Genomic DNA, 11,620 nt, shown 5'->3' on the forward strand with positions numbered 1-11,620 from the left:
GGCGTCCGCTGACGATGCGGACACGGAGCCTGTTCGTTCGCGCAGCGATTTCGAGCGGGATCGCCGGACTGCCGACACACGGCCGTCCGGCGACGCACTCCCTCAGTAACCGAGGCCCTTCTTGCTGTCGTAGATCTTCTGCGGATCATCGGTGGGCGTGTAGAGCTTCGACTCGGTCTGGATCCATTTCGGCGGAACGGTGCCCTTGTCCTTGAAGGCGGCGATGGCATCGAGCGCGGGGCCAGCCATGTTCGGCGTCAGCTCGACTGTGGCATTGGCTTCGCCGGCGACCATCGCCTTGAAGATGTCGGGGACCGCATCGATCGAGACGGTGAGGATCTCCTTGCCGGGCTTGAGGCCAGCTTCCTTCATCGCCTGGATCGCGCCGACCATCATGTCGTCGTTATGCGCATAGACCGCGCAGATCGACTTGCCGCCGCCTTCGGCCTTGATGAAGCTTTCCATCACTTCCTTGCCCTTGGCGCGGGTGAAGTCGCCGGTCTGGCTGCGCACCACCTTCAGGTTCGCATGCTTGGCGATGGCGGTGTCAAAACCCTTCTTGCGATTGGCGGCGACGCTCGCGCCGACCGTTCCCTGCAATTCGACGATGTTGCAGGCCTTTGCCCCGACGGTCTTCGCCAGCCAGTCGCCGGCGACCTCGCCTTCGTGCACGCTGTCGGAGGTCACGGCGGTGAGATAGAGCTCCTTCCCGGAAGGATCGATGTCGCGGTCGAGCAGCACGACCGGGATCTTGGCCTCCTTGGCTTCCTTCAGCACCGAGTCCCAGCCGGTCGAGACGACGGGCGCGAGGAAGATCGCGTCGACATTCTGCGCGATGAAGGAGCGGATCGCCTTGATCTGGTTCTCCTGCTTCTGCTGCGCATCGGCGATCTTGAGATTGACCTTGCGCTTGGTGGCCTCCTGCTTGGAGACCGAGGTCTCGGCCGCCCGCCAGCCGGATTCCGATCCGATCTGCGAGAAGCCGATGGTGAGCTCGGCGGCATTCGCCGGCAGCGCGAGCAGCAACGCGGCCGTGGCGCTGGCCGCAAAGAGGGCTTTGAGGATCATCAGGCGTATCTCCCAAATGTTATCCGGGGCGCCGTTTGGTAGCATCGCACCCACAGGCCGACCTTTGAGGCGGCGGAAGGGACTATTTCACGGAAGTTTGGTTCCGACTAGTCATATTATTTGACTATTAAGGGGGAAAGCGTGCGCTAGCGGACGGGTGATGTATATGACACGCACAGCGCGATTGTGTTCCAGCGATGCAACGAGGAGATGAAGAAAATAATGCGGGCTGTTGCGAGAGCGACGGTGCGCTCCCTCGCCCCGTTCTTACGGGGAGAGGGTTGGGGTGAGGGGCTGTCTCCGCTCAATCGGTGACAGACGGACTCGTGGAGAGTCCCCCTCACCCGAATTTGCGCTTTGCGCAAATTCGACCTCTCCCCGCAAGCGGGGCGAGGTGAAGAAGGTCGGCACTAGATCAGCTTCCGCTGCGCCAGGTTCTTCATCAGCGCGCCGATGCCGAAGGTCCAGGGCTCGCACTCGTCGCTGGTCCGCATGCGGTTGACGAGTTTGCCGAGTTGGGGCGCTGAGATCGTGACGATGTCGTCGCGTTTGTGGGTGAACCCCTGTCCCGGCGCGTCGCGATCCTTGACCGGCGCGAACATGGTCCCGAGGAATAGCACGAAGCCATCAGGATATTGATGCACCTTGCCGATGGTCTGCTCGACCAGATCGGTCGGATCGCGGCTGATCATGCTGATCGAGGAATGGCCGTCGAGGACGAAACCGTCCTGCCCCTTCACGTTCAGGCTGATGTCGAGCTTGCGGGCGTCATCGAGGGTAAAGCTGTCGTCGAACAGACGCAGCAGCGGGCCGATGGAGCACGAGGCGTTGTTGTCTTTGGCCTTCGACAACAGCAGGGCCGAACGGCCCTCGAAGTCGCGCAGATTGACGTCGTTGCCGAGCGCGCCGCCGACAATCTTGCCGCGGCTCGAGACGAACAGCACCAGCTCCGGCTCGGGGTTGTTCCAGGTCGACTTCGGATGCAGCCCCGCATCCATGCCGGTGCCGACCGACGACAAGGTCGGCGCCTTGGTGAAGACTTCGGCATCAGGGCCGATGCCGACTTCGAGATACTGGCTCCAGGCGTTCTGGTCCATCAGCACCTGCTTCAGGTGCATCGCCTGGTCTGAGCCCGGCTTGAGCTTCGACAGATCGTCGCCGATCAGCCGCGTCACTTCCTTCCGGATCGCTTCAGCCGAGGCCGGATTGCCTTTCGCCCGCTCCTCGATCACGCGCTCCAGCATCGAGATGGCAAAGGTCACGCCGGCCGCCTTGAGCGTCTGGAGATCGACGGGTGCGAGCAGCCACGGCTTCTTGGGATCGCGCTGATCGGGCGGCGTGTTGGCGACGATAGCCTCGAGATCGCCGATGCGCTCGCCCTTGGTCGCGGCAAGCGCCCTCGCCGGATCGTCTTCCTCGCAGAGCGTGCTGATGGTCGGGAATGTTGCGGTGAGGTCGAACACACCATCGCCGCGCACGGCGACCACGGCCGGGCCATTCGCCTGCGGCAGCCAGACGCGGCCGACAAGCGTTCCCCGCGCGCCGTCCTCGGGAAGAAGGTCCTTTACCGTCAATGTCGTCATGGGCGTATCCTCGCTCTTTTCGGATCGGCCGCGCTCGCGGAGGCCTATCACATTGGCGAAGACCAATAAACGTCTGGGACGGGAAGTCCAGCGCGGCTGCCCGTCGCGCTCCTATGCCCCCGCCCGGGCTTTTCGGGCCGCGATCTGCTGAAGCGCCCAGCGCGCGTTCTTGCGCACCTCAGGATCTGGATCGTCGGCGATGACGGCAAGGAAGGCTTCGCCGTCGTGGTGGGCGATTTCGCCGAGCGCAGCAGCGGCTTCCTTCCGCAAATTCGCCTGTTCATGGTTGACGCAATTGCCGATCGGGCGAACCGCGCGCTCGATCTTCATCCGGCCAAGGCTGCGGATTGCCTTCAGCCGCACCTGCCAGAACTCATCACCGAGCGAAGCGATGAGCTGGTCGGCGGCAATCGATCCGTTGACGTTGAGGCCCAGCGTTTCCGCGGCCATCTCCCGCACCATCCAGTCCGAATCCTTCAACGCGCGCGTGATCATCTCGGCCGCGGGCTTCATCTGCGAGAAGGCGAGCGCGCTGACGGCGGCACGGCGCACATGCGCGTCCGGATCGTTGATCAGCGCGGTCAGCGCTGGAATTGATTCCTCCAGCTTGAGGAACCCGATCACGCCGATCGCCTGCACCCGCACGGCGGCGTCGGAATCCTGGAGCGCTTCCAGCGCGGGTTTCAAGGTATCCTTGCTGCGCAGCTCCTTCAGCGCACGCAAGGCGCCCATGCGGACGAAGGCGTGGGCATGCTTGACCAGCGGCAGGATGATCTCGGCGCAAGCCGGATCCTTGAACTCCGCCATGCTGTCGGCCGCGGCAGACGCAACGATTCTTTCAGGATCGACCAGCAGCTTCACCAGCGCGCTGGCGGCCTCCGGTCCGTCGAACTCGCCAAGCGCCATCGCGACCTGCTGGCGCACGCCGGCATCGGGATCGGCGACCATTTTGGCGAGATGGCCGACCGCTGCGGGATCGCCGGAATGGCCGAGCGCGATGATCGCGACGCGGCGCTCCCCTGGATCGGCGGCCTGGAGCCGCTCGTCGGCATCTTCGAGATCGTCGTAGGATTCGAACGGGCTCGACATGGCTACCTCAGGAGATAGGGAATGTTGACGGTGACGGCGCCGGTCGGGCAATCCGCCTCGCAGGGCATGCAGTACCAGCATTCGTCATAGGCCATGTAGGCCTTGTTGGTCATATCGCTGATCCGCAGCACGTCCAGCGGACAGACGTCGACGCACACGGTGCAGCCCTTGTCCGCGATGCATTTGGCGTCGTCGACGACCACCGGAACCGATGTCTGATAGGAAGCGAGAGGCATCGTATGTCTCCTGTTACTTTTGCGGCGGGTCAGGCTGTCGCGCGGATGCGCTGCTTGTCGTAGAGATCCTTCTCATCGTCGGCGACCGGTACGATATAGGGCTCCACGGCACGCTTCTCGCTGGTCATCTTGCCGTCCTGCTTGCTCAGCAGCGTGTGGCAGAACCAGTTCTCGTTGTCCTTCTCCGGGAAATCCGTCCGCCAGTGATAGAGGCCCCATCGGCTTTCCTCGCGGTAGAGCGAGGCATGCACAGCCATGTCCGCGCAGTCCATGATCGACTGGACTTCGAGCGCGCGGAGCAGTTCGTGCGCATTGCGCGCGATCATGCGCTCCTGCATGTCTTCCCTCGCTTCGGCGAGCCGGCGCATACCGAGTTCATATTTGCGCGTGACTTTCGGCGGCTGGAGATAGTCATTGACGAGACGCCGGGTCTTGTACTCGATCTGGTTCGGCGGAATGCCGTCCTCGCGTTTGGTCGGCGCCATCACCCGGTCGCGTTCCTTCGCGACTTCGGTGGCGTCGAACTCAGCAAAATCGTGATTGTCCGCGAATTCCATCGCGTCCACCCCGGCGACCGAGCCGTTGGTGAAGGCGCCGAGCATGTAATTGTGCGGCACGCTCGCCATGTCGCCGGCGGCATAGAGGCCCGGCACGGTGGTGCGCGCGTTGTCGTCGACGAACACGCCGGACGCGCTGTGACCAGAGCAGAAACCGATCTCGGAGATATGCATCTCGATCGACTCGCTGCGGTAGTCGACGCCACGCCCCTGCTGGAACAGGCCGCGTGTGGGACGCTCCACCTTGTGCAACGTCGATTCGATCTCCGAGATGGTGTCGGGGTGAAGATGCTTGAGCTGGAGAAACACCGGGCCCTTGCCGGACAGCAGCTCGTTATAGAATTCCAGCATCATCTGGCCGGACCAGTAATCGCATTCGATGAAGCGCGATCCCTCGTTGTTGGCGGTGAAGGCACCGAAGGGACCGGCGACATAGGCGCAGGCCGGGCCGTTATAGTCCTTGATCAGCGGATTGATCTGATAGCATTCGAGGTTCGCCAGGGCCGCACCGGCGTGATAGGCCATGGAATAGCCGTCACCGGAATTGGCCGCGTTCTCGTAGGTGCCGAACATGTAGCCGGAGGTCGGCAGGCCGAGACGGCCGGCGGCGCCCATGCACAGGATCACGGCCTTGGCCTTGATCACCAGCATCTCGGCAGTGCGGGTGTTGACGCTGATCGCGCCGGCAATGCGGCCGTCGGCGGATTTGAGCAGCCGCGTCGCCATGTAGCGGTTGGAGATCAGGATGCGGGCGCGCCGAAGCTGGCGATACAGCGCCTTCTTCACCGTCTCGCCGTTCGGCATCGGCAGCACGTAGGTGCCGATGTGGTGCACCTTCTTGACGGCGTAGTCGCCGTTCTCGTTCTTCAGGAAGCGGATGCCGAAACTGTCGAGTTCCTCGATGATCGAGTAGCAGTTCTGCGCGTATTTGTAGACCGCCTTCTGATCGACGATGCCGTCATTGGCGATGGTGATTTCCTTGGTGTACTGCTCCGGCGTCGCGTAGCCGGGAATGACGGCGTTGTTCAAACCGTCCATGCCCATCGAGATCGCTCCGGAGCGCTTGACGTTGGCCTTTTCGAGCAGGACGACATTGGCCTTCGGATTCTTCAGCTTCGCCTTCAACGCCGCCATCGGGCCGGCAGTGCCGCCGCCGATGACGAGCACGTCGCAGGAAACTTCCGAAAGTCCGTCGACGATCTGATCTAGTGACATCGCTTGCTCCTGGTTCGCCGACAGATCCGGCGCCTTTGCATCAGATTTGTTCAGCAGGCGTCCCGGCGATAGCAATTAGTTGTCGCCGGGCTGCGATTTGCGCCTCAGCGCTCGACAAAGGCCTTTTCGATCACGAAATGACCGGGCCGGCTGTGATTGCCCTCGACAAAGCCTCGCGCGGAAACCATCGCGGGGAGTTCCTCCAGCATCGCCGGGCTGCCGCACAGCATGATGCGGTCGGTCTCGATATCGAGGCCTGATAGACCGATATCGTCGAAGAGCTGGTTCGACGCGATCAGGTCGGAGATGCGGCCGCGATTCCTGAACGGCTCGCGGGTGACGGTCGGGTAGTAGACGAGCTTGTCGCGGATCAGCGGCCCGAAGAACTCGTGATTGCGCAAGCCTTCGACGAGGTGCTCACCATAGGAGAGCTCGGAGACCTGGCGGCAGCCATGGGCGAGCACGATGGTCTCGTAATTCTCGTAGACGTCGGGGTCCTTGATCAGGCTGGCGAACGGCGCGAGTCCCGTTCCGGTCGAGAGCAGCAACAGGCGTTTGCCGGGAATGAGATTGCCGGTGATCAGCGTGCCCGTGGCCTTGCGGCCGACCAGGATGACGTCCCCCTCCCTGATCTTCTGAAGGCGCGAGGTCAGCGGACCGTCCTGCACCTTGATCGAGAAGAACTCGAGCGCCTCCTCGTGATTGGCGCTGGCCATGCTGTAGGCCCGCAGCAACGGTCTGCCTTCGACCTCCAGTCCGATCATCACAAACTGGCCGTTCTGGAAGCGGAAGCCCGGATCGCGCGTCGCGGTAAAGCTGAACAGGCTGTCGGTCCAGTGCCTGACCGACAGAACCGTTTCCTTCTGAAATGCGCTCATTGTCTCTCCTGACCTCGATTGCGCACAAGGTTTCGGAGAGACAGGAATCCGGCAACGCCGAACTGAAATCCCCGGTCGATTAGTTTCACATTTCGTGGGCGATGATCGAACAGCAGGCAGCGAAGATCAGCGCCTTGCGCCTGCGCCTGGCAATTAGTTGCTATCGCAGCAGCGCTGCGGCAACGTAGAGAAGGGTCGGAGACACGTCATGACCTTGGTGGCACCGACCGTGGCAGATTACGAAGCAAGCGCCGACCTCGCGACGCTCCGCGTCCGCACCGCTCAGGACGACACGCTCGACTTGCCGGCGGAAACGCTCCGCCTCTCCTGCAAATGCGCCCACTGCACCCGCGCCCGCTTCGACGGCCGCTTCCCCGAGCGGTTTCCAGGCATCGCGATCACCGAAATCGGCGATCTCGGTTACGGGCTGAACATCTCGTTTTCGGATGGGCATAATCGGGGGATTTACCCGAAGCCGTATTTGCTGAGCCTGGCGGGGCGGTAGGCACGACGCAGCCGTGAGATTAGCACCACAGCGGCCACAAAATCCGCTGTCATTCCCTGCGAAAGCGGGGAATCCAGTACGCCGCGCCCTCACCGTCTCCCACTGACGCCTCTGGAATACTGGATCGTCCGCTTTCGCGCGATGACAGGGAGAACGCGACCATCTGGCACGGACATTGCTCCTCTTTAGAACGGTTTGAACGTTCCGGAGGCAGATGATGTTGCAGGCGGCCAATGTGGTTCGCGGGACGGCTCCCGCAACGGTCCGGCCTGCGGGCGGTTCCTCGCTGCTGCTCACCGAGAACCAGCAATGGATCGGCGGGCCGCCGGCGTTGATGGACAAGCTCAGCCAGCGCGAGCGGGAGCTGGTGCTGAAGCAGGGCCGCCGAAAAGTGCTCAACCGTGGCCAGACGCTGTTCAGCCAGGGTGGCAAGCATGACGGTATCTGGCTGATCGAAAGCGGCCGTATCCGGGTGTTCTACACCTCCCCGCTCGGCCGCGAGATCACGCTGGCCTATTGGCATGTTGGCAATTTCGTCGGCGGCCCCGAAGTGTTCGAAGGCACCGTGCATCAATGGTCCGGCGTTGCATCCAGCAATTGCAGCGTGGTGCATCTGCCCGGAAAGGAGCTGCGATCCCTTGCGGTCGAGATTCCGAACCTCGCGATCGGCCTGATCGAAGGTCTGACCTTCAAGGGCAAGTGCTATTCGGCGCTTGCCCAGATGCTGGGAACGCGCTCGATCACACAGCGCCTTGCGCATCTGTTGCTGCATCTCGTCGACCTCTATGGCGTCGATGACGCCGACGGCCGGGTGATCGCCGCCGCCTTCACCCATGCCGATATCGCCCACATGGTCGGCGCCACCAGGCAATGGGTCACGATCAGCCTGAAGCGCATGCAGGAGAAGGGAATCGTGCTGACCAAGCGCTCCCAGATCGTGGTCTGCCGGCCCGACGTGCTGGAAGAGATGCGAGGGCAAGCGTCTGACTAGGACCGGTGCCCACGCAAGCGGCTTTATAGTGCAGGACTGCCCAAGGACTATGCAATCAGCTTTTCCCGGCAACTAATCGACTGTGGCGCTCATTCCGGATTTGCCCTGCCCACGCCCTCACCCAATCATGGCAACCACAGCACATCCAACCGAATGAGGATGAGAATGGTCCGCCATCTTCCCACGCTCTCGATCGCGATGTCGGTGACGTCGCTGGCGCTTCTCCTCGCGCAGCCGGCCGCGGCGGAAACCGTCACTCTCGGCATCGGAACGCAGGACACCACGACCAACACGGTGACCGCCGGCGTCGTCATCCGCCAACTCCATCTCCTCGAGAAATATCTGCCGAAGGACGGCAAATACGCCAACATCAAGTTCGAGCTGGAATGGCAGAACTTTACCTCGGGCCCGCCCGTCACCAACGCGATGATGGCCAACAAGCTGCAGATCGGCATGATGGGCGACTATCCGCTGATCGTGAACGGCTTCACTTTCGACAGCAATCCGGAGAGCAAGAGCCGGCTGATCGGCATGGCTGCCTACAGCCTGTCGGGCTCCGGCAACGGCATCGTCGTTCACAAGGACTCGCCCTACTACGATCTCGCCGATCTCAAGGGCAAGCTCGTGAGCGTGCCGTTCGGCTCTGCCGCGCACGGCATGGTGTTGAAGGCGATGCAGGACCGCGGCTATGCATCGGATTTCTTCCAGCTGGTCAGCCAAAGCCCGGAGGTCGGCTCGACCAATCTCCAGGAGAAGAAGATCGACGCGCATGCCGACTTCGTTCCGTTCGCCGAACTGCTGCCGTTCCGCGGTTTTGCGCGAAAGATCTTTGACGGCGTCGAGACCAATCTGCCGACCTTCCACGGCATCGTGGTGCGCACCGATTTCGCCGAGAAATATCCCGAGGTCGTCGTCGCATATTTCAAGGCCCTGATCGCCGCCAATCAGTGGCTGCGCGACGATCCCAAGCTCGCCGCGGAGAAAATCCAGGAATGGACCGGCATCAACAAGGAGGTCGTCTACATCTTCCTCGGCCCCAGCGGCAACATGACCACCGATCCCTCGATCAAGCCGGCGCTGATCGACGCCGCTGCGGCCGACGTCAAGGTGCTGCAGAACCTCGGCCGGATGAAGGAGTTCGACCCGAAGAAGTGGGTCGACGACAGCTACATCCGCAAAGCCTATGCCGAGATGAAGCTCGACTACGACGCGCGGCTCGCGAGCGCCAGCAACTACGAGATCTCCGGCGAAGATTCCTTCTGCAAGAAGCCGATTGCCGATCCGCGCAAGGCCGGCGAGGTCTGGATCGACGAGGCAGGCATCATGCCCTTCTCGTCGGCCAGTTGCACGCTCGCCGCCTATGCCGACTACAAGGCCAAGGGCAAGAAGATCAACGTCGCCTACGTCTTCGATACCACCCGCGGGATCAAGCTGTTCGCCGACCAGGCTTTCTTCGCGGTCGGCAATGGCGAGGTTGCGCCGTTCCTGTTGAAGAAGGACGCCGAAGCCTATGCCGCCAAGATCAGCGGCAAGGTGCTCGGCTTCGACGACGCGGTGAAGGCGGCGGTCGGCGGGGGCAAGACGTGAGCAGTCCCGCCCTCCTCCGACATTCCGAGGACAGCATGCCGGCAAGTGCAATCGCGGAGGCGAGCACCATGCCCGCCTCCACTCCACCCGCATCCCCACCCTCCTTCGGCACGCTGGCACTGCGCTGGTACCGGCTCAACCGGGGGGGACTGCGCGCGACCGCGATCGGCATCATCTCACTGTTCGCTTTTCTGCTGGTCTGGCATCTGCTGACGACCTATCGCATCGTGTTCTTCGTGCGCTTCACCAACGTGCCCTCGCCGCTCGCGGTCTATGCGAGCTTCACCAAGGCGATCCACGATCCGAAATTCCTGATGCACGTCCTCTTGAGCTGCCGGCGCATCTTCTTCGGCTTCTCGCTCGCGGCGATCGTCGCGGTGCCGCTCGGCCTGATCATGGGCCGCTTCAAGCTCGTCCACGAGATCATCTTCCCCGTGGCGGAGGTGCTGCGGCCGATCCCGGCGATCGCCTGGGTGCCGATGGCGATCATGCTGTGGCCGACCAACGAGCAGAGCATCGTCTACATCACGTTCCTCGGCTCGTTCTTCCCGATCCTGGTCAACACGCTGCACGGCATGTCGCTGGTCGACCCCGTGCTGGTGCGCGCCGCGCAATGTCTCGGCGCGCGGGAGCGCTCGATCTTCCGCGACGTGTATTTTCCCGCCTCGCTCCCGCACATCTTCACCGGCCTCACCGTCGGCATGGGCGTAGCCTGGGTGTCGCTGATCGCCGCCGAGATGATCTCGGGGCAGTACGGCATCGGCTATTTCACCTGGGAGGCCTATTCGCTGGTCCAGTATGCCGACATTGCGCTCGGCATGATCGCGATCGGCGTGCTCGGCCTCGGATCGAGCATGTTGATCCGAGGGGCCGGACAATTGGTGATGCCGTGGAGGTCAAGATGAGCGAGATCGTTGTCAAGGCACCGCAGGGCCATATCGAGGTCAAGAATTTCTCCCTCAGCTACGACAGCATCGAGGGGGCGGTCGAAGCCGTCACCGATACGCAGATTCATGTGAATCCAGGCGAGTTCGTCTCGATCGTCGGTCCCTCCGGCTGCGGAAAGTCGACGCTGCTCAACGCCGTTGCTGGCTTCCTCAAGCCGACCACGGGCATCGTCACCGTCGACGGCGAGAAGGTGAACGGCCCCAGCGCCGAGCGCGGCATGGTGTTTCAGCAATATTCGCTGTTTCCCTGGAAGACGGTGCGGGAGAACGTCGAATTCGGTCTGAAGATGCGCGGCATGCCGCGCTCGCAGCGCGAACGGGCCGCGCGCACGCTGCTGGGGCTCGCGGGCCTCGAAGCCTTCGAAAAGCATTATCCCGAGAAACTCTCAGGTGGCATGAAGCAGCGCGTGGGTATCGTCCGCGCGCTCGCGACGGGACCCAAAGTGTTGCTGCTGGACGAGCCCTTCGGCGCGCTCGACGCGCAGACCCGGGTCATCATGCAGCAGATCCTCACCAACATGTGGCAGCGGCTGAAGATCTCGGTGCTGTTCGTCACCCACGACATCGACGAGGCGATCTTCCTGTCCGACCGCGTCTACTGCATGACCGCACGCCCCGGCTCGATCAAGGCGGAAATTCCGATCCCGCTGGAGCGGCCGCGGCAGCAGTCGATGATGATGTCGTCGGAATTCCTGGCATTGCGCCGCGGACTGATGTCGCTGATCCGCGAGGAGAGCATCAAAGCGATGGGCGGCGAGCTCAACGACATGGGCATGCAGGGGCTGAACATCGAGCTGCACGGGCATTCGCTCGCGGATGTGATTTAGCGATTCTCGACGGTTACTTCCCTTCTCCCCTTGTGGGAGAAGGTGGCGCGAAGCGCCGGATGAGCGACTATCTCTGTTGTCAAGTTGCATTGGCGTAGGCGGTGCGCGCATCGCGTGCCTTGGCGTTGAGGCGGACC

11 protein-coding genes are annotated in these 11,620 nt (G+C 62.6%); 5 read left to right on the top strand and 6 right to left on the bottom strand.

Features of this window, described 5'->3' with window-relative positions; all coding sequences use genetic code 11:
* Positions 1-102: 102 nt before the first annotated feature.
* The 6 genes from ytfQ to AC0L3C_RS34690 form a co-directional block, all read right to left on the bottom strand.
* The gene (gene ytfQ, locus AC0L3C_RS34665) at positions 103-1,068 is read right to left on the bottom strand and encodes a galactofuranose ABC transporter, galactofuranose-binding protein YtfQ (RefSeq protein ID WP_007608422.1); all 966 of its coding nucleotides are present in this window, start codon (positions 1,066-1,068) and stop codon (positions 103-105) included.
* A 410-nt stretch (positions 1,069-1,478) separates the two neighbouring features.
* On the bottom strand, positions 1,479-2,651 hold the full coding sequence (locus tag AC0L3C_RS34670; RefSeq protein WP_473266675.1) for a fumarylacetoacetate hydrolase family protein: 1,173 nt from the start codon (positions 2,649-2,651) through the stop codon (positions 1,479-1,481).
* Between the two features lie 111 nt (positions 2,652-2,762).
* Positions 2,763-3,740 (bottom strand): HEAT repeat domain-containing protein, encoded by a 978-nt coding sequence (locus AC0L3C_RS34675; protein ID WP_473266676.1) that lies wholly within the window; start codon positions 3,738-3,740, stop codon positions 2,763-2,765.
* Positions 3,741-3,742: 2 nt separating this feature from the next.
* The gene (locus AC0L3C_RS34680; RefSeq protein ID WP_007593252.1) at positions 3,743-3,976 is read right to left on the bottom strand and encodes a 4Fe-4S dicluster domain-containing protein; all 234 of its coding nucleotides are present in this window, start codon (positions 3,974-3,976) and stop codon (positions 3,743-3,745) included.
* Between the two features lie 29 nt (positions 3,977-4,005).
* A complete protein-coding gene (locus AC0L3C_RS34685; RefSeq protein ID WP_473410250.1) occupies positions 4,006-5,748 on the bottom strand; it encodes a fumarate reductase/succinate dehydrogenase flavoprotein subunit in 1,743 nt (580 codons plus the stop codon).
* 104 nt (positions 5,749-5,852) lie between these two features.
* On the bottom strand, positions 5,853-6,626 hold the full coding sequence (locus AC0L3C_RS34690; protein WP_473410251.1) for a ferredoxin--NADP reductase: 774 nt from the start codon (positions 6,624-6,626) through the stop codon (positions 5,853-5,855).
* Between the two features lie 208 nt (positions 6,627-6,834).
* Between AC0L3C_RS34690 and AC0L3C_RS34695 the strand changes: the two genes are divergently transcribed.
* The 5 genes from AC0L3C_RS34695 to AC0L3C_RS34715 all read left to right on the top strand — a co-directional run bounded on the left by AC0L3C_RS34695 (position 6,835) and on the right by AC0L3C_RS34715 (position 11,483).
* The gene (locus AC0L3C_RS34695; RefSeq protein ID WP_247288899.1) at positions 6,835-7,131 is read left to right on the top strand and encodes a gamma-butyrobetaine hydroxylase-like domain-containing protein; all 297 of its coding nucleotides are present in this window, start codon (positions 6,835-6,837) and stop codon (positions 7,129-7,131) included.
* A 214-nt stretch (positions 7,132-7,345) separates the two neighbouring features.
* Positions 7,346-8,122 (top strand): Crp/Fnr family transcriptional regulator, encoded by a 777-nt coding sequence (locus AC0L3C_RS34700; RefSeq protein ID WP_473263230.1) that lies wholly within the window; start codon positions 7,346-7,348, stop codon positions 8,120-8,122.
* 165 nt (positions 8,123-8,287) lie between these two features.
* Positions 8,288-9,709 (top strand): ABC transporter substrate-binding protein, encoded by a 1,422-nt coding sequence (locus AC0L3C_RS34705; RefSeq protein WP_473410252.1) that lies wholly within the window; start codon positions 8,288-8,290, stop codon positions 9,707-9,709.
* Positions 9,706-10,614 (top strand): ABC transporter permease, encoded by a 909-nt coding sequence (locus tag AC0L3C_RS34710; protein WP_473410253.1) that lies wholly within the window; start codon positions 9,706-9,708, stop codon positions 10,612-10,614. Before AC0L3C_RS34705 ends, AC0L3C_RS34710 begins: the two co-directional genes overlap by 4 nt.
* Entirely contained in the window at positions 10,611-11,483 is an 873-nt protein-coding gene (locus AC0L3C_RS34715; RefSeq protein ID WP_473263227.1) for an ABC transporter ATP-binding protein, read from the top strand. Before AC0L3C_RS34710 ends, AC0L3C_RS34715 begins: the two co-directional genes overlap by 4 nt.
* Positions 11,484-11,620 lie beyond the last annotated feature (137 nt).

The organism is Bradyrhizobium sp. WSM4872, from assembly GCF_055811715.1.

Coding starts and splice junctions, on each gene's coding strand:
- ytfQ (WP_007608422.1), bottom strand. CDS start 1,068: ATGATCCTCAAAGCCCTCTTTGCGGCCAGCGCCACGGCCGCGTTGCTG.
- AC0L3C_RS34670 (WP_473266675.1), bottom strand. CDS start 2,651: ATGACGACATTGACGGTAAAGGACCTTCTTCCCGAGGACGGCGCGCGG.
- AC0L3C_RS34675 (WP_473266676.1), bottom strand. CDS start 3,740: ATGTCGAGCCCGTTCGAATCCTACGACGATCTCGAAGATGCCGACGAG.
- AC0L3C_RS34680 (WP_007593252.1), bottom strand. CDS start 3,976: ATGCCTCTCGCTTCCTATCAGACATCGGTTCCGGTGGTCGTCGACGAC.
- AC0L3C_RS34685 (WP_473410250.1), bottom strand. CDS start 5,748: ATGTCACTAGATCAGATCGTCGACGGACTTTCGGAAGTTTCCTGCGAC.
- AC0L3C_RS34690 (WP_473410251.1), bottom strand. CDS start 6,626: ATGAGCGCATTTCAGAAGGAAACGGTTCTGTCGGTCAGGCACTGGACC.
- AC0L3C_RS34695 (WP_247288899.1), top strand. CDS start 6,835: ATGACCTTGGTGGCACCGACCGTGGCAGATTACGAAGCAAGCGCCGAC.
- AC0L3C_RS34700 (WP_473263230.1), top strand. CDS start 7,346: ATGATGTTGCAGGCGGCCAATGTGGTTCGCGGGACGGCTCCCGCAACG.
- AC0L3C_RS34705 (WP_473410252.1), top strand. CDS start 8,288: ATGGTCCGCCATCTTCCCACGCTCTCGATCGCGATGTCGGTGACGTCG.
- AC0L3C_RS34715 (WP_473263227.1), top strand. CDS start 10,611: ATGAGCGAGATCGTTGTCAAGGCACCGCAGGGCCATATCGAGGTCAAG.